The sequence below is a fragment of the Actinomadura rugatobispora genome, assembly GCF_042656285.1.
Classification (GTDB): Bacteria; Actinomycetota; Actinomycetes; order Streptosporangiales; family Streptosporangiaceae; genus Spirillospora; species Spirillospora rugatobispora.
The window spans coordinates 38,888-62,448 of record NZ_JBHSON010000023.1 but is presented as its reverse complement, the minus strand read 5'-3'; the positions used below and the strand labels follow the sequence as shown (position 1 = coordinate 62,448).

General features: G+C 73.6%; 25 protein-coding genes and 4 tRNA genes. 19 read left to right on the top strand and 10 right to left on the bottom strand.

The window, feature by feature from the left end; all coding sequences use genetic code 11:
* The first annotated feature begins 40 nt into the window (after nucleotides 1–40).
* The 3 genes from ACFPZN_RS18355 (at nucleotide 41) to ACFPZN_RS18345 (ending at nucleotide 3,148) form a co-directional block, all read left to right on the top strand.
* Nucleotides 41–1,219, top strand: a complete 1,179-nt coding sequence (locus tag ACFPZN_RS18355) for an FAD-dependent monooxygenase (protein WP_378283212.1) — start codon at nucleotides 41–43, stop codon at nucleotides 1,217–1,219.
* 35 nt (nucleotides 1,220–1,254) lie between these two features.
* Entirely contained in the window at nucleotides 1,255–2,046 is a 792-nt protein-coding gene (locus tag ACFPZN_RS18350; protein WP_378283211.1) for an IclR family transcriptional regulator domain-containing protein, read from the top strand.
* Between the two features lie 157 nt (nucleotides 2,047–2,203).
* Nucleotides 2,204–3,148 carry an iron chelate uptake ABC transporter family permease subunit gene (locus ACFPZN_RS18345; RefSeq protein WP_378283210.1) on the top strand — a complete coding sequence of 315 codons (945 nt, stop codon included), beginning with the start codon at nucleotides 2,204–2,206 and terminating at the stop codon, nucleotides 3,146–3,148.
* 95 nt (nucleotides 3,149–3,243) lie between these two features.
* On the opposite strand, the gene ACFPZN_RS18340 is transcribed toward ACFPZN_RS18345, so the two are convergent.
* A complete protein-coding gene (locus ACFPZN_RS18340; protein WP_378283209.1) occupies nucleotides 3,244–4,209 on the bottom strand; it encodes an alpha/beta hydrolase in 966 nt (321 codons plus the stop codon).
* A gap of 469 nt (nucleotides 4,210–4,678) precedes the next feature.
* Here ACFPZN_RS18340 and erm point away from each other — a divergent pair, with 469 nt between their 5' ends.
* Nucleotides 4,679–5,464: an ErmE/ErmH/ErmO/ErmR family 23S rRNA (adenine(2058)-N(6))-methyltransferase gene (gene erm / locus ACFPZN_RS18335; RefSeq protein WP_378283208.1), complete on the top strand. Its 786-nt coding sequence runs from the start codon at nucleotides 4,679–4,681 to the stop codon at nucleotides 5,462–5,464.
* 11 nt (nucleotides 5,465–5,475) lie between these two features.
* On the opposite strand, the gene ACFPZN_RS18330 is transcribed toward erm, so the two are convergent.
* On the bottom strand, nucleotides 5,476–6,357 hold the full coding sequence (locus tag ACFPZN_RS18330; protein ID WP_378283207.1) for an NmrA family NAD(P)-binding protein: 882 nt from the start codon (nucleotides 6,355–6,357) through the stop codon (nucleotides 5,476–5,478).
* Nucleotides 6,358–6,362: 5 nt separating this feature from the next.
* The gene (locus ACFPZN_RS18325; protein WP_378283206.1) at nucleotides 6,363–7,448 is read right to left on the bottom strand and encodes a saccharopine dehydrogenase NADP-binding domain-containing protein; all 1,086 of its coding nucleotides are present in this window, start codon (nucleotides 7,446–7,448) and stop codon (nucleotides 6,363–6,365) included.
* A gap of 81 nt (nucleotides 7,449–7,529) precedes the next feature.
* On the opposite strand from ACFPZN_RS18325, the gene ACFPZN_RS18320 reads away from it, so the two are divergent.
* Nucleotides 7,530–8,138, top strand: a complete 609-nt coding sequence (locus ACFPZN_RS18320; protein ID WP_378283205.1) for a TetR/AcrR family transcriptional regulator — start codon at nucleotides 7,530–7,532, stop codon at nucleotides 8,136–8,138.
* A 167-nt stretch (nucleotides 8,139–8,305) separates the two neighbouring features.
* Here the strand turns inward: ACFPZN_RS18320 and ACFPZN_RS18315 are convergent, their stop codons facing one another.
* Nucleotides 8,306–8,947 (bottom strand): alpha-ketoglutarate-dependent dioxygenase AlkB family protein, encoded by a 642-nt coding sequence (locus ACFPZN_RS18315; protein ID WP_378283204.1) that lies wholly within the window; start codon nucleotides 8,945–8,947, stop codon nucleotides 8,306–8,308.
* A 305-nt stretch (nucleotides 8,948–9,252) separates the two neighbouring features.
* Between ACFPZN_RS18315 and ACFPZN_RS18310 the strand changes: the two genes are divergently transcribed.
* On the top strand, nucleotides 9,253–9,819 hold the full coding sequence (locus ACFPZN_RS18310) for an AAA family ATPase (protein WP_378283203.1): 567 nt from the start codon (nucleotides 9,253–9,255) through the stop codon (nucleotides 9,817–9,819).
* 44 nt (nucleotides 9,820–9,863) lie between these two features.
* Here ACFPZN_RS18310 and ACFPZN_RS18305 read toward each other — a convergent pair whose 3' ends face one another.
* Both ACFPZN_RS18305 and ACFPZN_RS18300 read right to left on the bottom strand, forming a co-directional pair.
* A complete protein-coding gene (locus ACFPZN_RS18305; protein WP_378283202.1) occupies nucleotides 9,864–10,478 on the bottom strand; it encodes a GNAT family N-acetyltransferase in 615 nt (204 codons plus the stop codon).
* Between the two features lie 88 nt (nucleotides 10,479–10,566).
* Nucleotides 10,567–12,024: a benzaldehyde dehydrogenase gene (locus ACFPZN_RS18300; RefSeq protein ID WP_378283201.1), complete on the bottom strand. Its 1,458-nt coding sequence runs from the start codon at nucleotides 12,022–12,024 to the stop codon at nucleotides 10,567–10,569.
* Nucleotides 12,025–12,464: 440 nt separating this feature from the next.
* On the opposite strand from ACFPZN_RS18300, the gene ACFPZN_RS18295 reads away from it, so the two are divergent.
* The 4 genes from ACFPZN_RS18295 (at nucleotide 12,465) to ACFPZN_RS18280 (ending at nucleotide 12,795) form a co-directional block, all read left to right on the top strand.
* Nucleotides 12,465–12,537 (top strand) — tRNA-Val (locus ACFPZN_RS18295).
* A 4-nt stretch (nucleotides 12,538–12,541) separates the two neighbouring features.
* A tRNA-Asp gene (locus ACFPZN_RS18290) sits at nucleotides 12,542–12,615 on the top strand.
* 33 nt (nucleotides 12,616–12,648) lie between these two features.
* Nucleotides 12,649–12,721 (top strand) — tRNA-Cys (locus tag ACFPZN_RS18285).
* A gap of 1 nt (nucleotide 12,722) precedes the next feature.
* A tRNA-Arg gene (locus ACFPZN_RS18280) sits at nucleotides 12,723–12,795 on the top strand.
* 72 nt (nucleotides 12,796–12,867) lie between these two features.
* Here ACFPZN_RS18280 and ACFPZN_RS18275 read toward each other — a convergent pair.
* The gene (locus tag ACFPZN_RS18275) at nucleotides 12,868–14,088 is read right to left on the bottom strand and encodes a hypothetical protein (protein ID WP_378283200.1); all 1,221 of its coding nucleotides are present in this window, start codon (nucleotides 14,086–14,088) and stop codon (nucleotides 12,868–12,870) included.
* A 306-nt stretch (nucleotides 14,089–14,394) separates the two neighbouring features.
* On the opposite strand from ACFPZN_RS18275, the gene ACFPZN_RS18270 reads away from it, so the two are divergent.
* The 9 genes from ACFPZN_RS18270 (at nucleotide 14,395) to ACFPZN_RS18230 (ending at nucleotide 19,004) form a co-directional block, all read left to right on the top strand.
* Nucleotides 14,395–14,796, top strand: a complete 402-nt coding sequence (locus tag ACFPZN_RS18270; protein WP_378283199.1) for a hypothetical protein — start codon at nucleotides 14,395–14,397, stop codon at nucleotides 14,794–14,796.
* A gap of 416 nt (nucleotides 14,797–15,212) precedes the next feature.
* Nucleotides 15,213–15,665 carry a gas vesicle protein GvpJ gene (gene gvpJ / locus ACFPZN_RS56770; RefSeq protein ID WP_464042058.1) on the top strand — a complete coding sequence of 151 codons (453 nt, stop codon included), beginning with the start codon at nucleotides 15,213–15,215 and terminating at the stop codon, nucleotides 15,663–15,665.
* Complete coding sequence (locus tag ACFPZN_RS18260) at nucleotides 15,662–16,441, top strand: GvpL/GvpF family gas vesicle protein (protein ID WP_378283197.1); 780 nt, start codon at nucleotides 15,662–15,664, stop codon at nucleotides 16,439–16,441. Before gvpJ ends, ACFPZN_RS18260 begins: the two co-directional genes overlap by 4 nt.
* Before the next feature lie 5 nt (nucleotides 16,442–16,446).
* Entirely contained in the window at nucleotides 16,447–16,686 is a 240-nt protein-coding gene (locus ACFPZN_RS18255) for a gas vesicle protein GvpG (RefSeq protein WP_378283196.1), read from the top strand.
* 2 nt (nucleotides 16,687–16,688) lie between these two features.
* Entirely contained in the window at nucleotides 16,689–16,979 is a 291-nt protein-coding gene (gvpO, locus tag ACFPZN_RS18250) for a gas vesicle protein GvpO (RefSeq protein ID WP_378283195.1), read from the top strand.
* A gap of 21 nt (nucleotides 16,980–17,000) precedes the next feature.
* Nucleotides 17,001–17,483: a gas vesicle protein gene (locus tag ACFPZN_RS18245; RefSeq protein WP_378283194.1), complete on the top strand. Its 483-nt coding sequence runs from the start codon at nucleotides 17,001–17,003 to the stop codon at nucleotides 17,481–17,483.
* Nucleotides 17,480–18,319, top strand: coding sequence for a GvpL/GvpF family gas vesicle protein (locus tag ACFPZN_RS18240; protein WP_378283193.1), 840 nt, complete (start codon nucleotides 17,480–17,482; stop codon nucleotides 18,317–18,319). The genes ACFPZN_RS18245 and ACFPZN_RS18240 overlap by 4 nt, the downstream gene beginning before the upstream one ends.
* Nucleotides 18,316–18,570 (top strand): gas vesicle protein, encoded by a 255-nt coding sequence (locus tag ACFPZN_RS18235; RefSeq protein ID WP_378283192.1) that lies wholly within the window; start codon nucleotides 18,316–18,318, stop codon nucleotides 18,568–18,570. The genes ACFPZN_RS18240 and ACFPZN_RS18235 overlap by 4 nt, the downstream gene beginning before the upstream one ends.
* Nucleotides 18,567–19,004, top strand: a complete 438-nt coding sequence (locus ACFPZN_RS18230; RefSeq protein ID WP_378283191.1) for a gas vesicle protein K — start codon at nucleotides 18,567–18,569, stop codon at nucleotides 19,002–19,004. Before ACFPZN_RS18235 ends, ACFPZN_RS18230 begins: the two co-directional genes overlap by 4 nt.
* An 83-nt stretch (nucleotides 19,005–19,087) precedes the next feature.
* Here ACFPZN_RS18230 and ACFPZN_RS18225 read toward each other — a convergent pair whose 3' ends face one another.
* From ACFPZN_RS18225 to cydD, 3 genes are all read right to left on the bottom strand, one after another.
* Nucleotides 19,088–19,822, bottom strand: a complete 735-nt coding sequence (locus ACFPZN_RS18225) for a Rho termination factor N-terminal domain-containing protein (protein WP_378283190.1) — start codon at nucleotides 19,820–19,822, stop codon at nucleotides 19,088–19,090.
* A 226-nt stretch (nucleotides 19,823–20,048) separates the two neighbouring features.
* Nucleotides 20,049–21,782: a thiol reductant ABC exporter subunit CydC gene (gene cydC, locus ACFPZN_RS18220; RefSeq protein WP_378283189.1), complete on the bottom strand. Its 1,734-nt coding sequence runs from the start codon at nucleotides 21,780–21,782 to the stop codon at nucleotides 20,049–20,051.
* Complete coding sequence (cydD, locus tag ACFPZN_RS18215) at nucleotides 21,779–23,557, bottom strand: thiol reductant ABC exporter subunit CydD (RefSeq protein ID WP_378283188.1); 1,779 nt, start codon at nucleotides 23,555–23,557, stop codon at nucleotides 21,779–21,781. The genes cydC and cydD overlap by 4 nt, the downstream gene beginning before the upstream one ends.
* Between the last annotated feature and the right edge of the window lie 4 nt (nucleotides 23,558–23,561).

Sequence of the window (23,561 nt, the reverse complement as noted above, 5' to 3'; positions counted from 1 at the left end):
TCCCGAACACTTTTCGTTATTCGAAAATATTGGAGGGTCAGTGGGAAGCGATCGGTTGCGGGTGGCGATCGTGGGCGGCGGCATCGGCGGCCTGGCGGCCGCCAACGCCCTGGTGCGGCGCGGCATCGAGGTCACCGTCTTCGAACAGGCGCCCGCGCTCGGCGAGGTCGGCGCCGGTGTGCTGATCACGCCGAACAGCGTCCGGCAACTGGCCCGGATGGGGCTGGGCGAGGCGGTCGCCGAGCTCGGCGGCCGGGTCGGCGCCGGGTCGCGGTACTGCCGGACGGACGGCAGCACGGTCGGCCCGATCAGGACCGCGGACTCCGAGGGCGCGCACGGCGTCTACGGGATGCACCGCGCGGATCTCCTGGGGGCGCTCGCCGGCGCCCTCCCGGCCGGCGTGGTGCGCACGGGGCACCGCTGCGTCGGGTTCGAGCAGGACGCGGGCTCGGCGCGGCTGGCGTTCGCCGACGGCGCCCGTGCCGAGGCCGACGTCGTGGTCGCCGCCGACGGCATCCACTCCGCGCTGCAGAGGTACGTGGCCGAGCCGGCGGAGCCGGTCTACTCCGGGCACGTGGCCTACCGGGGGCTGATCGCCTCCGATGCCCTGCCGAGCTGGCCCAGGGACGCGCACCTGGTGTGGATGGGGGAGGGGAAGCACTTCATGGTCTACCCGGTGCGCGGCGGCGGCCTGCTCAACTACGTGGGCTTCCTGCCCAGCGCCGACGCGGCCGAGGAGACCTGGTCCGGCGTGGGCGACCCCGACGCGCTGCGCGCGGCCTTCACCGGGTGGGACCCGCTCGTCGGGGAGTTGCTCTCACGTGTCGAGACGACCTACTGGTGGGGGCTGTACGACCGCGAGCCCCTCCCCAAGTGGACGAACGGGAGACTGACGCTGCTGGGCGACGCGGCGCATCCGATGCTGCCGCACCTCGGCCAGGGCGCCAACCAGTCGATCGAGGACGGCGTGGCGCTCGCGGTAATGCTCGACGGCGGCTCACCCGAGGACGCGCCGCGCGCCCTGCGCTCCTACGAGGAGTTCCGCCGTCCCCGGACGGCCAAGGTGCAGGAGGGGGCGCGCGCCAACGGCCGCAGGTACGACTCCCAGTACGAGGACCTGCGCGAGCGGGACGCCGAGATCGCCGCGTCCGGCGAACTGCGCGCCTGGTTGTACGACCACGACGTCGAGCTTCGCGCCGGCGAGTTCGCGCGTGCTTGAAACGGGACGGCGACCTTCCGTATAAGGAGTCCGTGGTGCGATCACACGAGGACGCGGCGGCCGAGCCCGCCGGGAAGCGGCAGCCGGAGGGCATGGCCGGGCTGGCGAAGGGGCTGGCCATCGTCGAGGCGTTCACGGCCGAGCGCACGCAGCTGACGGTGACCGACGCCGCGCGCGCGACCGGCATCACGCCCGCCGCCGCCCGCCGCTGCCTCCTGACCCTGCGGGACCTCGGATACCTCCAGCAGGACGGCGGGCTCTTCCGCCCGACGCCGAGGATGATGCGGCTGGGCGCGGCGTACCTGGAGACGGCCAGCATTCCCGCGCTGGCGCAGCCCTTCGTGCTGGCCGCGCGCGACGAACTGAACGAGTCGGTGTCGGTCGCGGTGTACGACGACGGGTCCGCGCTGATCGTCGCGCGGGCCGAGGTCCAGCGCATCGTGAACACCGGGGTGCGGATAGGAGCGCGGCTCCCCGCCTACTCGTCGGCGTCCGGGCGGGTCCTGCTCACGGGTGTGCCCGAGGCGGAGCTGGCGGCCTACCTCGAGTCGTGCGCACCCGTTCGCACCACGCCGAACACGCTGGTGACCGTTCCGGAGATCCGCGGCAGGATCGACCTGGCCCGGGACGAGGGAGTGGCGTTCACCAACGAGGAGCTGGACTACGGCATACGCTCCATGGCCGTGCCCGTGACCGACTCGTCGGGCCGGGTGCGCGCCGCGCTGACCGCGAGCACGTTCACCGCTCGCGCCTCGATCGACGAGATGCGCCGCAACTTCCTGCCCGTTCTGCGCCGGCAGGCGGCCGGGCTGGGCCGGATGCTCTGATCCGGGACCTCTCCCGACATGGGCGACCAGCCGAGGAACCGACCGGCGCGATCATCGCCCGCAGCCCCTCGTCGAGCACATCGGCCCCCGCGGACGCCCATGGAGACGCAGCGTAGGGCGGGGGCGGGGCGACAAGCGAAAATGAATATGATTACCATTGCCCCTCGGATCGATCTTCATCGCCGAGGAAGGCCGCACCATGCCCCCACCCCCGCTGCCCAGGCCGGCGCCCGGCGCCGAGGCCGCAGCGCGTTCTGATGGGACGGCTCCGCAGGCGGCGCCGCGGCCCGGGCGACGGCCCGGTTCGCGCGTCGGCCTGCCGGTGGTGTGCCTCGCGCTGCTCGCCGTCCTGCTGGCCTCGGTGGTCGTGGCGATCGGGCTGGGAGCCGCGGCCGTCCCGCCCGCGGAGACCGCCCGGTACCTGTGGGCGGCCCTGACCGGGGGCCGGATCGCGGCGGACGAGGCGACGACGTACCAGATCGTCTGGCAGATCCGCACGCCGCGGGTGCTGCTGGCGGCGCTGGTGGGGGCGGGGCTCAGCGCGGTCGGCGTCGCGATCCAGGCGATGGTGCGCAACGCGCTGGCCGACCCCTTCGTGCTGGGGGTGTCCTCGGGCGCGTCCGTCGGAGCCGTCGGCGTCACGGTCACCGGCGGGCTGGCGGGGCTGGGCGTCTACATGCACACCGAGAGCTGCTACAACTACCCGGGCCACCCCGAACGCGTCACCCCGTTCGAGGCCCTCTACACCGACCTGGAGCGCCTCGGCAGGATCTTCGGCGTGGAGGCCATTGCGGCCGAGGACGTCATCATCAAGACCGCCGGGGGCCGGAACGTCTTCGACGGCCTCGACCAGCGATGGACGACGGTGTCGTGGGAGGCCGTCGCCCAGGCCGGGCCCGAGGTCCTGATCATCCTCGACTACGGCGACCGGCCCGCCGCCAAGAAGATCGAGTTCCTGAGGACCTCGCCGCACACCCGGCACCTGCCGGCCGTCAGGAAGAACAACTTCTTCGTCCTCGACTACAACGAGGGCATCAGCGGGCCGCGCGTCATCGACGGCACGGAGAAGTTCGCCAAGTACCTGCGCACCCTCCGCCGCTGATCGGCGCACCGCCGCCGGCACCTCGCCCAGGTCGGCAGGCTGGAGGCCGTGGCCGGATGGGACCGCCCGTGCCTTTCACCGCTAGCCTTACTTTGTTAAGGCGTCGGGCTGTGCAGGGCGTGCCGTACGGCGGTGCCTATCTGGGCCACGGCTTCGGCGGGGCGGCGGGCGTAGGAGCCCCAGCCGAGGAAGCCGTGGTCGAGCCCGGTGCCGGTGATGAGGGTGGTGGGGACTCCGGCTGCCCGCAGGTGCCGAGCGTACTGCTCGGCCTGGGGGCGCAGCTTGTCGTACTCGGCCGTCGCGATGATCGTCGGGGGGAGGCCCGCGGGGTCGGGGTCCATGAGTGGGGAGACCTCGGGACGGGTGCGGTCGGTGTCGCCGAGGTAGAGCCGTACGATGCGGGCCAGCCCGGAGGGGCTGAACTCCAGGCCGTCGGGGTCGGGCGGGTCCGGCGGGATCTCCCGCAGGTCGACGGCCGGGTAGACCAGGAGCTGGAGCACCGGCGCAGCGGCCCGGGCGTCGCGGAGGCGGAGGGCGGCGGACGCGGCGAGCTGCCCGCCCGCGCTGTCGCCGGCGGCGCCGATCCGGGCCGGGTCCAGGCCCAGGTCGCCGGCACGTGCGGTGACCTGGGCGATCGCGGCGACGGCGTCGTCCACGGGGGCGGGGAAGGGGTGCTCGGGCGGGCGGCGGTAGTCGACCGACACCCATCCGACGCCGCTGGCGACGGCCAGGGCGCGCACGACCGGGTCGTAGCTGTCGACATCGCCGAGCGCCCAGCCGCCGCCGTGGAAGTAGACCATCGCGGGGACGGGCGAGTCCGCGGAGGGCCGGTAGAGGCGGGCGGGCAGGGGGCCGCCGGGGCCGTCCAGCGTGAGGTCCTGGACGACGGCGACGGCGGGCCGGGGGAGCGGGGCCAGGTCGGCGGCGTGCTCGCGGCGGATCTCCTCGATCGTCCGGCGCCCGGCGGGAGGAGGGGAGGCCAGGCGGCGCCGCATGAAGGCCAGATAGTCGGGGTCTCGGCCCATGACGCTCCCGTCCGCGCGGTCTTCGGGGATGTGCACCAGCCTACGAAACCCTGGACCTTACTATGTCAAGGCCGATGGCCGGGATGCCGTGCCGACCTCCAGGAAAACCAGTTGGATGCCACCGCGAAGTCTCCCTAGGATCGGCGGCATGTGCGCAGTGACCGACGGCGCGGTCCAGGTGGCCGCGTATCTGGCCGCCGTAGCGCGGCCTCGCGCGCGTCGCCTCGTCCTGGACCAGCCAGGTCGCGCCGGCGCCTGATCTTCTTTCACGCCTGATCCTCTCGTGCGGGCGCACGCGCCGTGCCGTCCGCGTTCTTCCGCGTGCCTGTGCCTTGTGCGCCGTGCGTTCGTGCGGCGATGCCTTCCTGCCTGTCCAGGGCCTTCGAGCGTCCATGACCCTCGTATGCCCGGCCGCCTCGCAGCGGCCGGCGGCTAAGGACAGGCGACCGTGCCTCACCGTTCCACTCCACAGCGTTCCGCTCTGAACCGTTCCGCCGCTCGTCCCGTGCCCTCGGACCGGGGACGCAGGCGGCGCGTCCTCTCCCAGAACCTGCTGGCCGACCGTGCCACGCTGCGACGTTTCGCCCGTGCCGCCACCGACGGCGGCGGCCTGATCGTTGAGGTCGGCGCCGGCGACGGCCGGATCACCACGGCGCTGGCCGCCCGCGCCGAGCGCGTCATCGCCTACGAGATCGACCCGGAGATGACCGAGCGGCTGCGCACCCGCTGCGCCGGCCTGGACAACGTGCGCTGCGTGACCGGCGACTTCCTGAGGGCGAGCCCGCCGCTCGTCCCGTTCCACGTGGCGGGCAACATCCCCTACGCGGCCACCTCGCCGATCGTGGAGTGGTGCCTGCGCGCGCCGGGGCTCGGGTCGGCGACGCTGATCACGCAGCTGGAGTACGCGCGCAAGCGCACGGGCGGGTACGGCGGCCGGTGGAGCCGGTTGACCGTGGAGACCTGGCCGGTGTTCGGGTGGTGGCTGCTGGAGCGGATCCCGCGCGAGCGGTTCCGGCCGGTTCCGCGGGTGGACGCGGGCGTGCTGCGCCTGGAGCGGCGGGAGCGTCCGCTGCTGCCGGGGGAGGCGCTGGCCGAGTACCGGCGGTGCGTGGCGGCCGGGTTCGAGGGGAGGGGAGGGACGCTGCACGCTTCGCTGCGCCGGGAGTATTCGCGGGGGAGGGTGGACGCGGCGTTCCGTGCGGCGGAGCTGGAGCGGGGGACGGTGGTGGCCTACGTCCACCCCGATCAGTGGGTGAGGCTGTTCCGCGTCCTGCGCGGCCTCCCGGACTGAACCTTACTATGTCAAGGCCGCTGGCGGGATGCAATGAAAGCCTCCAAGGTCTGCGGTTCCCTGCCTCCTACTTCACCGATGGCGGGGGTCACCTCGTACAGCTCGTGGTGGGAGCCGATGGTGCGGAACAGCTGCCAGAGATGGTCCAGGTGCTCGACGGTGACGGCGTCCCCGTACAGGTCGAGGGCCTGGCGGCGCCACTGCTCGGGGGAGGGGCGCAGGTAGGTGAGGGGGGTGCCCGCGGCGGTGTGGGCGTGGACGATCTGCTCGACGGAGAGGATCTGCCCGGTCAGGCGGCACACCGGATCGGGGCCTGGGCCGGTGCCGGTCAGGATCCCGGTGGCGACCCGGGCGACGTCGACGGCGCCGACGAGCGGCACGACGGTGTCGGGCGGGCCGAGCGGGACGGGCAGTTCGCGTCGTCCTCCTGCCCGGACCAGGAAGTCCAGGTTCTCGAAGAACACGGCCGCGCGCAGGTGCACCGCGCCCACGCCGGCCCAGTCGAAGACCTGCTCGGCAAGCCAGTGGCGGCGCATGTGGGGTGTTCCGGCGTAGGGGTCGGCGGCCAGCTGGGACACCTCCACCACGCGTTCCACTCCTTGCCGGCGCGCGGCGGCCGCGAACGCCGCGGCGGCGGTGAGGAGCCCTTCGGTGACGGGGTAGGTGAAGTAGGCGCGGCGCACGCCGTCCAGCGCGGGGAGGACGGAGGTGATCTCCCGCAGGTCGCCGGCGACGACCTCGGCTCCCAGGCCGCGCAGGCGTGCGGCGCGGTCGTCGTCGGTGTGGACGAACGCGCGGACGGGGTGGCCTCGTTCCAGGAGCATCCGGGTGACCAGGAGGCCGGTGGAGCCCTGCCGTCCGCCGGCGGCGCCGGTGACCAGGATCGGTTCCATGGCCTTCACCCGTTCCCGTCGGCGGCCGCTGCGGGCAGGTGGAGGGTGAAGGCGCCGAGGTCTTCCAGGTCGCGCAGGAAGGGGGCGGCGGGGAAGGCTTCGGCCGGGCTGAGGACGCCGGTGGCGGTGGGGCCCTGCCCGTCGGCGATGCGCACGGCGGCCTCGACGGAGGCCAGTGCGGCGGCGCGCCACAGGTCGCGGCCGGTGAGGTGCCCGGAGGCGCCGGGTCCTTCGGGTGCGACGGCCTGGACGGCGACGGTGAAGTCGGTGGCGGCGCGGGTGTCGGCGTCGGCGTCCTCGGAGTCGAAGGCGCCGTCCTCCTGGAAGGTGGCGGCGGTCAGCATGAGGTCGACGTTGCGGGTGGGGACATGCCGGGGGATGGTGATCGTCTCGAAGGAGGGGAGTGGCGCGATCATGGTGCGGGGGCCGAGGGGCGGCGGGAAGGGGAAGACGGCGTTGCGGGGTTCGAGGTAGCCGGTGTGGAGGGCGCCGCCGGTGAAGGTGATGCGCTCGGTCTCGGCGAACAGCTGGGCGGCGGTGTTCTTGGCGCCGGTGGTCAGGCGCCAGCCGCTGACCGCGTAGCCGACGATGATGCGTTCGGCGGGGGCGGTGCCGCCGGGGGCGTGGCGGCGGTGGGCGACGGCGGAGGCGAGCAGGTCGCCGAGGCCGCCGTAGAAACTGAGGCCGGGGATCATGACGATGCCGGCGTCGCGCGCGGGGCCGGCGTGGGCGTCGAAGAGCCGTTTGACGTGGTGGGCCTCGATCGCGTGGTCGATGTAGTGGCAACCGGTCGCGGTGGCGGCGGTGGCGAGCGGCCCTCCGGTCTGGGAGAAGGGTCCGGCGCAGTGCACCAGTACCCGGGCGTTGGAGGTGAGCTCGTGCAGTGCGGCGGTGTCGTCGAGCGCGGCCGGGTGGACGTGGACGCGGGCGGGGTCGTCCAGGGTGGTTCGCAGGTGTGCGGCCAGGTCGTCGAGGGCGGTGGCGTCGCGTCCTGACAGGACGATGCGGCGGCCGCGTTCCAGGAGTTCGGCGGCGACCAGGCGGCCGGTGTGGCCGTAGGCTCCGTAGATCGCGATGAGCGGTGCGGTCATGGCCTGCTCATTTCCATACCTTGGGTATGTAACAGCCCGGAAGTTACATACTGGGAGTATGTCCCGTCAAGAGGAGGACGCATGCCGCGCCGTACCCAGGCCGAACGCTCGGACGAGACCACCTCCCGTCTGGTCGCCGCCGCCCGCGAGCTGTTCGGCGGCGAGGGCTACACCGCCACCTCCATCGACGCGATCGCCGCCGCGGCCGGGATGACCAAGGGCGCGGCCTACCACCACTTCCAGGGCAAGGCCGCGCTGTTCCGCGCGGTGTTCGTGCGCGAGCAGGAACTGATCGCCGCGCGGCTGGAGCAGGCGGCCGCCGCCGAGCCCGACGCGTGGTCGGCGCTGCGCCGGGGCTGCCGGACCTTCCTGGAGCACTGCCTGGACCCGCGTTTCCGGCGGATCGTGCTGCTGGACGGGCCGGCGGTGCTGGGCTGGGACGCCGTCCGCGCGATTGAGTACGAGCACACCCTGCGGGTGCTGGAGGCGGGGATCCGGCAGGCGGCGGCCGAGGAGTCGATGGTGGAGGGGCCGCTGGACGTCCGCGCCCAGATGATCTTCGGGGGACTGTGCGAGGCGGGGATGATGCTGGCGCGTTCCGACGCCCCGGAGAAGACCCTGCAGGCCGTGCTGGGGGAGGCCGAGCGACTCCTGCGAGGAGTGGCGGCCCTTCCGCGATCGGGGGAGTGAGGGCGCCCGCGGCCACGCCCGTTCGCCGAGGGGAGCATCACCCCGCGGAACAGAACCCCCTGACCAGCACCTTCTTCACCTCCACACCCATCGAGCAAAACCTTACGCCGTCAAGCTGCTGGGTGGTGGCAGATTCACCACCACCCAAACCCCAAAAATCACAGCACCTAGCGCAAACCGAACTCGCGGAGGGTGATGTTGAGTCGCCCACGGGGGAGGCCGATGTCGCGGGGTCCGGTACCGGGGAGGATGCCGGTGACGCCGTGGTAGGCCAGGCGTGACGGGCCGCCGAAGACGAACAGGTCTCCGGATTCGAGTTCGATGTCGCGCCACGGCCGGCCCCGGTTGTCGGTGTTGCCGAGGCGGAAGCGTCCGGTGTCGCCGAGGCTGAAGGAGACCACGGGCGCGCGGCTGCGTTCGTCGCGGTCCTGGTGCAGGCCCATCTTGGCGGCGTCGTCGTAGAAGTTCACCAGCGCGACGTCCGGCCGGTAGTCGGGGGCGCCGGGTCCGTAGGCGTCGGCGAGTGCGCGGCGGCCGAGCTCGGCGAGCCAGCCGGGGAAGGGTTTGACCGGTGCGCCGTCGACGTGGCGGAGGTAGCGGTAGGGCTCCCAGTGCCAGCCCAGGCAGACGGTCTGCACCGACATGACGCCGCCGCCCGGCAGGCGGGTGTGGCGCATTCCCGCCGGTGGGCGCGCCCACTCGCGGCTTGCCTGGACCAGGTGGCGTTGCTCGCCGCCGTCGAGCCAGTCGGGGATGTGGACGGCGCCTGGTGCCGGTTCGGAGCGTTCGCGCGGGATGAGCGTCGCCATGCGCCCACCGTAGGCCGGTCGGGCGACCAGGTTTGACGTCCTCCTTGTCGCATTCACCGCTCTGGACGTGGAGACGCACCGCCACTGCGACCGGCCTTTGGGGCGCGCTCGTGTGGGGTCTTCGCCCGGCGGCAGAACCCGGGGTACACCGGGTGATCGGAGGCGGCACCGACCTGACTGGCGGCTCCGCCGGTCCGTCCAGAGCGCTCGCCGTTTCCGCGTCTTGCGGCCCCGGTCTCCAGTTGGGTCGCCTGCCGCGTCGCTACTTTGGGTCGTGTTCGGGAGAAGGAGGGGGAGCGGAGCGCGTGGAGGACGTGGTGGAGGCGGGCGAGCTGGTGGTGTTGACGGGGTCGCCGGGTACGGGGAAGACGACGGTGGCGCGGTTGCTGGCCGATGAGATGTCGTCGAGTGTGCATCTGCATGCCGATGATTTCTGGCGTTTCATCCGGCGTGGCGGGATCATGCCGTATCTGCCTGGGGCGAGGCGGCAGAACGCGGTGGTGATGGAGGTTCTGGCGGGCGCGGCGTGCGGGTATGCGGGCGGCGGGTTCCACGTGGTGGTGGACGGTGTCGTGGGCCCCTGGTTCCTGGATCGGTTCTCGCGCGCGGCCGGTGAGGCGGGGTTGGGGTTGCACTATGTGGTGCTGCGGGCCGACGAGGAGACCACGGTGGCACGCGGGGCCGGTCGCGGGGAGGGTGAGCTGACCGATCCGGAGGTGCTGCGGGGGATGTACGCGCAGTTCGCGGATCTGGGGCCGTTGGAGGCGCACGTGCTGGACAACGGCGGCCTGGACGCGGTGGGGACGGCGGCGGCGGTGCGGGAGGGCATCGCCGAGGGCCGGTTCCTGCTGCCGGCGTCCCCCGACGCCTGAGCGCCGGCTTCAAGGGGGACGCGGCGTCCCGGTCGGGCGCGGGTTCAGGTCGGTGGCGGCTGGGAGGCGGCGGCCTGGCGTTTCCAGGTGGCGGCGTCGAGGCGGTACAGGACGCCGGGGCGGACGGGGCTGCCGACCGGGACGAGCGGGTGCTCGAAGTCGCCGTCGGGGTCGCGGGTCATTCCGATGCGCGTCATGACGGCCTGGGAGCGGAGGTTGGCGGGTGTGGTGAAGGAGACGATCTCCCCAAGGCCGAGGTCCTGGAAGCCGTGGGCCAGGGCGCGGCGGGCGGCTTCGGTGGCGTAGCCGTGGCCCCAGGCGTGGCGGGCCAGCCGCCAGCCGATCTCCACGGCGGGGGTGAAGTGGGCGGTGAAGGAGGGCACCGACAGTCCGGTGAAGCCGATGAACTCGCCGGTGGCGGTGATCTCGACCGCCCAGAGGCCGAAGCCGTTGCGGTCGAAGCCGTCCTGGATGCGGTCGGCGAGCGCGTCGCTCTGGGCGGGGGTGAGGCGGGCGGGGAAGTGCTCCATGACGTCGGGGTCGGCGTTGAGGGCGGCGAAGGGGGCGCGATCGGAGGGTAGCCAGGGGCGCAGCAGCAGGCGGGCAGTGCTCAGTGCGGGCGCCTGCGGGGCGTGGTGTCGGTCCACCCGTCGGTTCACTTGGCCGACCCTAACGGGTCCTGCCCCCGGCCGCTGGGGATGGTCGCGGCCGGGGGCGGGGCCTCTCCCCCGGGGGAGCGGGGAGGGGTCAGAAGGGGTGGGGGGCGATGTCGCCGCGCATGGTGAGCCACTGGGTTTCGGTGAAGGCCTCGATGTTGGCGTCGGCGCCGCCGAAGCGGGCGCCGTTGCCCGAGGCGGCCAGGCCGCCGAAGGGGACGAAGGGTTCGTCGTTGACGGTCTGGTCGTTGATGTGGACCAGGCCGGTGGGGACGGCGTCGGCGATCCGCATGGCCTGGCCGACGTCGCCGAGGACGCCCAGGGACAGGCCGTACTCGCTGTCGGTGGCCAGCTCGACCGCCTCCTGGAGGGTGCCGAAGGCCAGGACCGGGGCGACGGGGCCGAAGACCTCCTGGGCGTAGGCGGGCATGGCGGGGGTGACCTCGGCCAGGACGGTGGGCCGGTAGAACAGGTCGTGGTGGGTGCCGCCCGCGGCCAGGCGGGCGCCGGCGGAGACGGTGTCGCGGACCAGGGTGTCGATGTGGTCGAGCTGGTTGCGGTCGATGATGGGGCCGAGGGCGACCTGCGCGGTGGCGGGGTCGCCGACGGGGAGTTTGTCGGCCTTGGCGGCCAGGGCGTCGACGTAGTCCTCGTGGAGGCTGTGGTGGACCAGGTGGCGTCCGGTGGTCATGCAGATCTGGCCCTGGTGCAGGAAGGAGCCCCAGGCGGCGGCGGAGACGGCCTTGTCGATGTCGGCGCCGGGCAGCACGATGAGGGCGTTGTTGCCGCCCAGTTCCAGGTGGGCGCGTTTGAGGAGGCGTCCGCAGGTTTCGCCGATCCGGCGTCCGGCGGCGGTGGATCCGGTGAAGGAGACCACGCGGACCTGGGGGGCGGTCACGACGGCCTCGCCGACGTCGGCGCCGCCGGGCAGCAGGTGCAGCAGGCCTTCGGGCAGGCCCGCCTCCTGGAAGACGCGGGCGAGGACGACGCCGCCGCACACGGCGGTGCGGGGGTCGGGTTTGAGCAGGACGGCGTTGCCGAGCGCGAGGGCGGGGGCGACCGAGCGCATCGACAGGATCAGGGGGAAGTTGAAGGGGGCGATGACGCTGACGACGCCGGCGGGGCGTCGCCGTGCCAGGCTCCAGCGGTCCTGGGCGGAGGGCAGGACCTGGCCCTGGGGGTGGGAGGGGAGGGCGGCGGCCTCGTGGCACAGGCTCGCGGCGAAGCCGGTTTCCAGTTCGGCCTTGGGCGGGATGGATCCGGCCTCGCGGACGATCCAGTCCTGGATCTCGGCGGCGTGCTCGGCGAAGAGGGCGCCGGCGCGGCGCAGGACGGCGGCGCGTTCGGGGTAGGGGCGGGCGGCCCAGTCGCGCTGGGCCCGGGCCGCGGTGGCGGCGGCGTGCTCGGCGTCGGATGCGGCGGCGCGGCCCAGGACGCCCAGGGTGGCGCCGGTGGCGGGTTCGACGGCGTCGTAGGTGCCGGCGGCGCCGGGCGTCCAGGCTCCGTTGAAGATCTTGCCGGACCATGTGTCCGTGTCGAGCAGCGGCATTCTGGTTCCTCCTCCTGGGCCGGCGGCGCTCGCCCGCTCCTCCCAACCTGCCCGCCGGGTGGGAGCGGCCGGGCAGAACCCTTCCGGTGAGTGGAAGGGGCGGGTGCGCGGGGCGGGCGGAAAATGCGTTGCGGGACGGGGCGGCGGGCGGGCACTGTAGTGACCACAGGCCGGGCGCCCCGGAAAGGGGCGCGTGAGGGCGCGGAGGGAGTGGAGCGGCATGGCGACGCGGTGCGACCGATGTGATGATCGGTGCGGCGGTCGGGATGATCGGGCGGTGACCGCTCCGGTGTGTCCCCGGCGGCGACGGCCCGCGGCGTTCTGACCGCGGACGCCTTCCCCGGGTCCCGCGTCCGCAGCGGACTCCCCGGTTCCTTTCCTTCCCTCCTTTCTCTTTGACGCGCCTTTCGTTGGGGCTCGTTCTCTTCTTGTTGTGCCGAAGACCGGTAGCTCAGTGGCCAGAGCATCCCGTTCACACCGGGACGGCCGGCGGTTCGAGTCCGCCCCGGTCTACGAAGGCCTCGTGGCTCAGTGGTCGAGAGCACCGGTCTGTCTCACCGGGGGTCGTGGGTTCGAATCCCACCGAGGTCGCGGGTCCGCCCTGCGGGGAGGGCGGGGCCATGTGGCGCTGTGACCGAGTGGTTGAGGTGACGGTCTGCAAAGCCGTTCTACGTGGGTTCGAATCCCACCAGCGCTTCCTCCCTGTAGCTCAGCGGACAGAGCGCCGGCCTCCGAAGCCGGAAGTCGCAGGTTCGATTCCTGCCGGGGAGACTCGTCCCGCCGCGCCCGCGCGCGGCGGGAACCGGGAAGAGCGCCCGAGGGCCGCGCCGGCGGCCGCTGATGTCACCAGGGGACGGCGGCGACGCGGATGTGGTCGTCGGCGGGGTTGTAGTACGACATCAGCAGGTCGCTGCCGGTGCTCAGCTCCGGGTGCCCGATGTAGGCGCGGCACAGGTCCACTCCCGACTGCCCTCCGCAGGGCATCCGTCCCGACCGCGCGGGCCGCCACGGTCCGGCCGGGGACGGTGCGCGCCATATCCGGAAGTCCCCGTTGACGCCGTGCTGCTCGATGAGCGCGTACCCCTTGCCGACGCGGGAGTAGTCGGCGACGTGGACGCCGGTGGGCGCCGCCCCGTATAGCACGGACTGGGCCCGGGAGGCGTCGGTCGTCCACCGGCCGGCGCTCCAGTACTCGTAGGCCGAGGCCGTCGCCCAGGCGCCGGGGTCGGCGCGGACCCGGGCGAGGGTGACGCGGCCGCCCCGGCAGGTTCCGAACGCCTGGTCGTCGCAGACCGAGGCGTACAGGTAGAGGTGGCCGCCCGCGAAGACGGGTGAGCCGAGGTTGTGCTGGAACGGCAGGCCGTGGGGCGCGGTGAACACCCGGACCTGACCGCCCAGGGCGTTGGCGGCCGGCCGGTAGGACACCAGCCCGAATCCCTGGGTGCTGATGACCTGGCCGCGTACGCACACGTCGGTGTAGGCGATCAGGAGCGTGCGGGTGCCGGGCAGGCGTGCCATGCCCGAGGCCCAGGAGGCGCTGTAGGCCTGGCCGGGGATGCGGCACGGCTGGTAGGTAGCCTGCGCGCCGGGGCCGGGGCCGGCCGGTCCTGTGCCCGGGCCGGGAGCGGGGAGGATCAGTCCGGGCGGTGTCGGCAGCATGCCCTGCGGCGGGTGCGGGGACGGGCCGGGGCGTGGCGCGGCCGGAGGCGCGGGGATCTCGGTGAGGGCGGTGGGGACCCGGCCGGGGCGGAAGGGCCCGGACGCGGCGGTCGCGCCCATCCACAGGCCGCGGTGCGCACCCGACCAGACCGTGTCGCAGAACAGCCACAGGGCCCGTCCGGGGTCGCCGGGCAGTTCGGCGGAGAAGCCGCAGTCGCGGTCGACGCGGTTGCCGGGCGCGGCGGTCTCGTACCGCGACAGGACGCGGGAGGGCGGGGCCGCGTCGGTGACCGGCGATGGTGTGGAGGGGCCGAGCAGGGGCGTCAGGAGAACGGCGGTCAGCGCCGCGGCCGCGATGAAGGCCAGCCAGGCGCCTGACCGGCGGCGCATGGGGGATCGCGCCATGGATGCCCTCCCGCTGCCGTACCGGCCGATGAACACCACAGCGTGCCGTGCCCGCGGCGCCGCGATCAACCCCGTCCCGGCCCGGGCGTGGCCAAAGCGGACCGCCGCAGCCCTCCCCCGGGGGTCGCTGGAGGACGGCTCGGGGCACGGCCGGTGCTGCTCTGAGCTGGCCGGGCCGTGGAGGGGGCGATGTTTGCCGCTGGTCGGCGGGGTACAGCGGGATTGACAGCACCCCCCGGGCATGACGGCCGGATACAGGCCGCCCCCCATGCCCCTTCGCCCCCGGAGAAGAAGAGGAAGACCCCGATGGAGACCCCCTCGATCCGCAGCGGCGCCGACCGCGTCAAGCGCGGCGCCGCCACCGCCGGCGATACGGCCAAGGACACCACAGACACCGCCAAGGACACCGCCAAGGAGAATGGCGGCCGTATCTCCGGCCGCGCCAAGGACACCGCGGTCGTCGCCAAGGGCGGCGTCAAGGACGCCGCCGGGAGCGCGGGCCGTTCCGCCCGTCGTGCAGGGCAGGGCGCGCAGCATGCGGCGTCCCAGGCCGCCGGGCAGGTGGGCGGTGCGGTGACGGCCGTTCCCGGCCAGGTCGCCAAGCTCACCAAGCTGATGACGCTGCGGCGGGTGCTGCGCGCCGCTCCCGCCGTCGCCGCCGCGGGCGTCGCGGTCCTGGTGGGCCGCCGTGTGATCCGCAAGCGCTGACCGCGGCCCGCCGCACCCGGCCGACGACACCCGGCCGGCTGCCGGCCGCCGCCCCGCGCACAGCAACGCCGACCCACCGCCGAGCCGTGCCCATCCGCGCCCGTGCCCATCCGCGCCCGTGCCCATCCGCGCCCATGCCCGCCCGCGCCGATCGGCGCCGGCCAGGGCAGGCGCCCCGGGTGCTCGTCGTGGTCCGGGCGTTCCTCCAGCGTGCGCTGTGTGAAGGGCCGGGCCCGCACGGGCCCGGTCCTCCCTGTTGGGACGCGTATGACCGAATCGTGGCGTCCTGTTTAGGCGAGCACGCTCGGGTACTAGACCGGCCTGGCACACAACACGCAAACCACCACAAGTCACATCGGCATCGGCAGCAACAGCGATGCCGACCCCCAAACCCCGAGGACAAGGAGTGGAATGAGATGAGCGGCCCCATCGCTCAACAGACCGCCGGCACCAGCACCTACCAGCCCGCTCAGCAGAGCGGCGGACGCGGCGGCGGCCTCGCCGACGTCGTCGACCTGATCCTCGAAAAGGGCCTGGTCATCGACCTGTACGCCCGCGTCGCGCTGGTCGGCATCGAAATCCTCACCGTGGACGTCCGGATCGTGGTCGCCAGCGTCGACACCTACCTGCGCTTCGCCCAGGCCTGCAACCGGCTCGACATCGCCAACACCGGCAACGCCCAGGGCCTGCCCGACATGGTCGGCGGCCTCACCGAGTCCGCCGCCAACCGCAAGACCAAGGGCGCCCTGCAGGGCGCGCAGGAGAAGTTCAAGGAGACCTTCGGCTCCGACGACGAGGACGCCGAGCCCGCCAAGCAACCCGCGCGCCGCCGCTCGGCCCGCAAGGAGGACAAGGAGGACGACCAGTGACCGCCCCCACCGACACCGGCGCCGGCGCCGGACCCGCCGCCCAGTACGTCTACGGCGTCACCCGCGCCGACAGCGACCTCCCCGGCGAGCTCACCGGCCTGGACGGGCGGCCCGTCACCCTCATCGCCCACCAGGACTGCGCCGCCCTCACCAGCGACCTGCCCGCCGGCCGCCCCCTGGGCGAACGCTCCGACCTGCTCGCCCACCAGCACGTCCTGGAAGCCCTCCTGGAGGCCGGCACCGTCGCCGTCCCCTTCCGCTTCGGCGCCGCGCTCGCCGGACCCGAAGCGGTGGAGAAGGAACTGCTGGCCGCCAACGCCGACCGCCTCACCCAGATCCTCGACCAGCTCGACGGCCGCCTGGAGATGCGGGTCCGCGGCACCTACGTCCAGGACGCCGTCCTGCGCGAACTCCTCACCGACGACCCGCAGATCGCCGACCTCAACGCCCGGCTCCGCCAGATCCCCGAGGACGCCGCCGACGCCGCCTACTACGACCGCGTCCGCCTCGGCGAAATGATCGCCCACGCCCTCGAACAGCGCCGCGAACACGACGCCCAAGCCCTCCTGGAACCCCTCGCCGGAGCCGCCGAGGCCACCGTCCGCAAGCAGCCCGCCCGCGAGGACGACGTCGTCGACGCCGCCTTCCTCATCGACGCCGCCCGCCGCGAGCACTTCGAGAACACCGTCCGCGAACTGGGTGCCGCCCACGCCGACCGCATCACCCTGCGGCTCATCGGACCGCTGCCGCCCTACGACTTCGTACCGGAGGCCTGAGCCGCATGGGACTGTTCACCGGCCTGGTCACCCTCCCGCTGGCCCCCGTCCGCGGCGTCGTCTGGCTCGCGGAGGTCCTGCAGGAACAGGCCGAGGCACAGCTCTACGACCCCGGCCGCATCGCCGCCGAGATGCGCGACATCGCCGACGCGGTCGCGGCCGGGGAGATGAGCGAGGAGGAGGCCGCCGAGCGCGAGGAGGAACTGGTCCGCAGGCTCGCCCGCCGTCCCCCGGGAGAAGGCTGACCATGATCTCCGCCGCCGAGGCCGCCAAACGCGCCGTTCACCACGTCACCGAGATGACCGGCCGCGCCGCCGAGAGCGTCATCGGCGTCCAGCGCACCGCCCCCTCCGGCGACGGCGACGCCGGCGGGGGAGAGGGCGGATGGTGCGTGACCGTCGAGGTCGTCGAGACCCACCGCATCCCCGACTCCGCCGACATCCTGGCCACCTACCAGGCCGAGGTCGACGCCGACGGCGAGCTGGTCTCCTACCGGCGGCTCCGCCGCTACCCGCGCGGACGAACCGGCCACGACTGACCCGACACTGCTGGAGGACATGTGAGCGAGATCTCCTGGACCGGGGCCCGCAACCCGGCCCGCACCACCGCCGAACGACCCGGCGGCCCACCCGCGGCCAACCTCGCCGACCTGCTGGAACGCATCCTGGACAAGGGCATCGTCATCGTCGGCGACATCCGCGTGAACCTGCTGGACATCGAACTGCTCACCATCAAACTGCGGCTGCTGGTCGCCTCCGTCGACCGCGCCAAGGAGATGGGCATCGACTGGTGGGAGCACGACCCCTCACTGTCCTCCCGCGCCCGCCAGAGCCAAGCGGTGACCTCCTCCACCTCCGAACTGTCCTCAGAACAGGCGCTGCTGGAGGAGAACCGGCGACTGCGCGAACGCCTCGACGCCCTCGAAGCCGCGCACACCCCCAACGAAACAAGCGACACCGCCGACACCGCCGCCGATACCGGGGACGCCGGCGGCCAGAGCAAGACCGGCGCCCCCACCCGACGAAAGGCCGACCGCACGTGACCACCGACACCACCACGACCGCCGCCACCGCCGTCTACCTCTACGGCGTGGCACGCGACCTGGACCCGGCGGCACTGGACGGCACCCCCGGAGTCGCCGCCGCCCCCGTCCGCGCCCTCACCGCCCCCACCGGCCTCACCGCCCTGGTCAGCACCGTCCGCCTCGACCAGTACGGCGAGGACGCGCTGCGCGCCAACCTGGAGGACCTGACCTTCCTGGAGGACACCGCCCGCGCCCACCACCAGGTCGTCGACCGCGCCGCGCACACCGCGCCCACCGCCCCCGTGCGCATCGCCACCCTCTACCGCGACGACGACCGCGTCACCCGGCTCCTCACCGACCAGCACGACCACTTCACCCAGATCCTGGACGCCATCACCGGCCGCACCGAATGGGGCATCAAGGCCTACGCCCACGCCGAGGCCTACCAGAACCCCCCGACCGGCACCCCGACGGCACCGGCGACGGCGACGGAACCGGACACGGGCGGTGCCGGCACCGCCTACCTCAAACGGCGGCAGGACGAACGCCGCCGCACCCAGGACGCAACCCGCCGCATCACCGAACAGGCCGAGACGCTCCACGCCGACCTGGCCGCCCACGCCGCCGCCACACGCCGGCACCCCCCGCAGGACCCGCGCCTGTCAGGCCACCAGGGCACCATCGTCCTCAACGTCGCCTACCTGGTCGACGACGACCACGCCCAGGACTTCCTGCAGACCGCACGCGACTTCGACGACCGCCTCCCCGGCATCGAGATCCAGGTGACCGGCCCCTGGCCGCCCTACTCCTTCATCGAGGGGACGCACACCGAAGGGACGCGCGCGGCCCCATGACCATCCCCCTCGACACCGGCACCGGCCCCTCTCCCGGCGCGCCGATGGAACGGGTCGCCCTGGTCGACCTGCTCGACCGGCTCCTGGCCGGAGGCGTCGTCATCACCGGCGACCTGGTCATCTCCATCGCCGAGGTCGACCTCGTGCACGTCTCCCTGCGCGCCCTGATCACCACCGTCCAGGAAGAGATCCTGCCCGGCCTCACCGCCGACGGCAGAGCCCGGCCAGGCGCCAGGAAGGAGCAGCCATGAGGCGCGACCCCCTCACCGGCGAGGCCACCGTCCACGACGCCACCCCCGCCAACGCACCCTGGAACACCCGCCCCACCGACCAGCAGGCCGACCCGCTCCAAGAACTCCAAGGACCGGTACAGGCACGCGCGGTGCGCTCCACCCCCGGATCCAGCGCCCTGCGGCAACGACTGCGCTCCGACCCCGAGACCGTGGAACGCGACCTGGTCAAACTCGTCCTCACCCTCGTCGAGCTGATCCGCCAGCTCATGGAACGCCAGGCGCTGCGCCGCGCCGAAGGCGGCGACCTCACCGACGAGCAGATCGAACGCCTCGGCCTGGCCCTCATGCGCCTCGAAGAGGCCATGACCAAACTCAAGGACCACTTCGACCTCGACGACCACGACCTCAACCTCGACCTCGGCCCCCTGGGCCCCCTCCTTCCCGACGACTGACCCCGGCACGCACGGGAGCGGTGCCGGGGCCTGTACGAGGATCTGAAACCGGGGGACGCGGGGGAGGGCGGCTATGTGACCGCCTACTTGACCGGCTCGGTGGAACGGGAGGCCTGCCGGATCGCCTCGACCAGCTGCTGCTTGCTCATCTTCGAACGCCCGGGAATGTCCAGATCACGCGCCAGCTGGTACAGCTCCTGCTTGCCCATGGACTCATCCACCTGCACCGGCGCCCCGGCCGCGCCCGCCTTCACGTCTTCCTTCGCCACCGGCTCGGACTCGGGCTCGGACTCGGGTTCAGGGGAGGCCTTCGACTCGGCAGGCTCAGCGGGGGAGGGGGCGGGGACCTCCGCCGCCTTGGAAGCGTCAACCGCCTCCGGCTTCTCGGGCTCAGGCTCGGGCTTGTCCGGCTCGGCGGTCTTGGCCTCGACCGGCGACTCAACCGGCTTGGACTCCGCGCTCGCAGGCTCGGGCTCGGCAACCTCAGACGCAACCTCGGACTTGGGCTTGGACTCGGGCGCGGGGGCCTCCGCCTTGGCCTCGGAAGACTCGGACCCGGCGGCGGGCTCAGGCTCAGGCTTGGCCTCGGGCTTGGCCTCGGACGCCGCGGGCTTCTCGGGCTCGGGCTTCTCCGGCTGCTCCGTCTTCGGCGGGACTTCGGCCTTGCCGGAGGCCGAGGCCGACTCCACCGGCTCCGAACCCTCGGCCGGCGCCGCGGACCCCTCGACCGCCTTGGGCGCCTTGGAGTCCTCCGACGCCTCGGCGGGCTCGGCGCCCTGGGGCTTGCCCAGCCGGGGCCCCACCATCGTCAGCGCCACGTGATACACCCGGGTGCCCTCGCCGTGACGCTCCCCGGCCGAGGCACGCGCCCGCGCCCACCGGCCGCGCACGGCCGCCCCCACCTTCCCTAGACCCGCCATCGACGTACGCCCCTTTCAACATGGTTCAACAAACCTTGTCGCCGCCTTTACCCACGACACGGCCCTCCATGCCGGGAAACGGCACCGCCGCGCGCACCCGGCGCCCGGGCGGGAGAGGGCCGTATCAGGCGGCCAGGAGCTCAGCCTCCCACAGATCACGGTACGGTCCGGGCCGTGCCAGAAGATCACCGTGCCCCCCGCGCTGCACCACCCGCCCGCCGTCCATGACGACGACCTCGTCGGCGCCGCCCAGCGCCGCCAAACGATGCGTCACCAAAAGCAGGGTTCCACCGCCCGCCCCCGACAGCAGATCCCCGACGACCGCGTCCGCGGTGACCGGATCCAGGCCCTCGGCCGGCTCGTCCAGCACCAGCACCGGCGGATCGGCCAGCAGCGCACGCGCCAGCAGCAGCCGCTGCCGCTGCCCGCCCGACAGGCCGTGCCCGCCCGCGCCCACCACCGTGTCCCACCCCTCCGGCAGCCGCTCCACCACCTCGGTGAACCGCGCCCGCCGCGCCGCCGCCTCCATCTGCTCCCCGCTCGCCCCGGGCCGGGCCAGCAGCAGATTGGCGCGGACCGTGCCAGCGAACACGTGCGCGTCCTGCGACAGGCCCCGCACCGCCGCGCGCACCGCGTCCCGATCGCACGCCGACACCTCCAGCCCGCCCAGCAGCACCGACCCCGCCCCCGGCGTCACCTCACCGCACGCCACCGCCAGCAGCGTGCTCTTGCCCGCACCACTGGCCCCCACGACCGCGACCCGCCGGCCCCGCTCCACCAGCAGATCCAACCCGTCCAACGCCGCCGCCCCGGCCCGCCCGCACCCCACACCACCGTCGTAGGAGACGTGGACGCCCAGCAGCTCCACGCTCAACGGACCCGGCGGCAGCACCCGCGGCCGCGCCGGGACCGGCTGCGGGGGAGTGCGCAGCAGCTCGGCGACCCGCCGCGAGGCCGGAAGCACCTCACGCAACCGCTGCGCCGCGGCCGCCAGCGGCAGCACCGCCTCCACCGCCACCAGCGCGGTCAACGCCGCCACCGCGACCGCCACCTCATCGGCCCCCGCCCGCATCGACACCCACGCCACCGCAGCCGCCGTCAACCCCTGCACCGCGAAACCGGCCCCGGCCACCAGCGCCGACACCCGCGCCGCCGAACGCTCCGCACGCTCCAACCGCCGCGCCGCATCCTCCGCCGCACCCGCGAACCGCTCACGCGCGCCGAACACCTCCAGATCCTGCCCGCCCTCCAGCACATCCAGCGCCCGCACGGCCAACACCCGCCGCGCCTCGGCCGCCCGCGCCGCCGACCGCCCACCCAGCACCGCCGCCGCCACCGCAAGCACCACCCCCGCCACCACCAGACCGGCCGCCAGCACCACCGCGGCCACCGGAACCGCCGCCGCGCACACCACCACACCCGCCAGCCCGCACACCACCGCCGCCACCGCCGGAAGCACGCACCGCAACAGCAGATCCTGAACGGCGTCCACATCGGCGACCAGCCCGGTCAGCGCCTCACCCTCCCGCAACCGCTCCCGCCGCTCCCCAGGCGCACGACCCAGCGCGTCGAACACCCGGCCCCGCAGCTCCGCCAGCGCCCGCAACGCCACATCATGACCGGCCAGCCGCTCCACATACCGCAGCGAACCCTTGCCCACCGCGAAAGCGCGCACCGCCACGACCGCCAAGCCCAGCGCCGCCATCCCCGGCTGCTGCGCCGCCCGCGCGATCAGCCACGCCGCCGCCGCGATCAACCCCAGCCCGCACAACTCCGCCGCGACCCCGGCCAGCCCCGCGGCCACCAGCCGCACCCCATGGGGACGCACCGCCCCCCACATCCCGCCGACCGCGTTCACGCCGCCTCCTCATCCCCACGACCCGCCCCACGGTCAGCACCACGGCCCGCACCACGGCCCGCACCTCCACCGACGCCGGTGTCCGCGCCAGCCGCCCCGGCGGGAGCGTCCCGCACCACCCGGCCGCCCTCCACCCGCACCACCCGATCCACCAGCGACAGCAACGCCGGACGATGCGCCACCACCACCGCCGTGCGCCCCTCCAGCAACCGGCCCGCCGCCTCCACCAGCAACCGCTCACTGAGCACATCCAGCCGCGCCGTCGGCTCGTCCAGCAACATCACCGGCGCCCCCCGCAGATACGCCCGCGCCACCGCCAGCCGCTGCCGCTGCCCCGCCGACAACCCCGCACCCCGCTCACCCAGCACCGTCCCATACCCCTGCGGCAACGCCCCGACGAACTCCGCCGCCCCCGCCGCCCGCTCCACACTCGCCGCGTCCGCCTCCGGCACCCCCAGGCGGATGTTGTCGGCCACCGACGCCGCGAACAGATGCGGCCGCTGCGGCACCCACCCCACCATCCGCCGCCACGCCCCCAGATCCAGCTCCGACAGATCGACCCCGTCCACCAGCACCCGCCCCGACTCCACCGGGCACAACCCCAGCGCCACCAGCAGCAACGTCGACTTGCCCGCACCCGAAGGACCCGTCACCGCCACTCGCTCACCCGCCGCAACCCGCAACGACACCCCCTCCAGCGCAGGCCGCACCGCACCCGGATACCGCGCCGTCACCTCCTCGAACACGATCTCCGGCCCCCGCCCGGCCACACCGCCCGGGGGAGGGGCGGGAGTGCGGGTAGCGACCACCGCACGGCCGCCCGCACCCGGCCGCCCCTCACCGGACGAGCCCGCCGACGAGCCCGCGACACCGTCGATCACCGCGAACGCCTCCCGCGCCGCCGCGACCCCCTCCGCACTGGCATGGAACCGCGTCCCCAGCGCCCGCAACGGCAGATACACCTCCGGCGTCAAGATCAACACCAGCAGGCCCGTCGCCAACGCCATCTCCCCGCCCAGCAACCTCAACCCCACCGGCACCGCCACCAACGCCACCGACAACGCGCACACCAGCTCCAGCACCAGCGACGACAGGAACGCCACCCGCAACGCCGCCACCGTCGCCCGCCGATGCTCATCGGCCAGCCGCCGCACCACCCCCGACTGATGCCCCACCCGCCCATGCGCCCGCAACGTCCCCAGCCCCGCCAGCACATCCCGGAAATGCCCGCCCAGCCGATGCAGCAACTCCCACTGCCGCCCCGTCAGCGCCGCCGTCCGCATCCCCACCAGCGCACCGAACACCGGCACCAGCGGAACCGTCACCGCCACCACCAGCGCCGACGCCCAATCAGCCGCGACCAGCCGCCCCAGCACCACCACCGGCACCACGCACGCCGCCACCAGCTGCGGAACGTACCCGGTGAAGAACGGATCCACCGCGTCCAACCCCCGCGTCAGCAACGTCACCCGCCCACCCGGCAACGCCCCGCCCCCCGGCGCCGCCAGCAACGCACCACGCAGACCCCGCTTGACCGCAGCGGCCGAACGACCCGCCACCACCGTCACCAACCACGCCACCAGCGCCCGGGCCGCCACCGCACCCGCCAGATACGGCAACGGCGCCGCGTCCAAACCCGCGATCGCCCGCGCCAGCAACTCCGCCTGCACCACCAGCAGCACGCCCTGCAGCACCGCCGCCGCACCCAGCACCACCACCACGCGCCGCGACAGCAACCCCATCAGCCGCCGGCCCACCGCCTCACCACCGCCCATCACC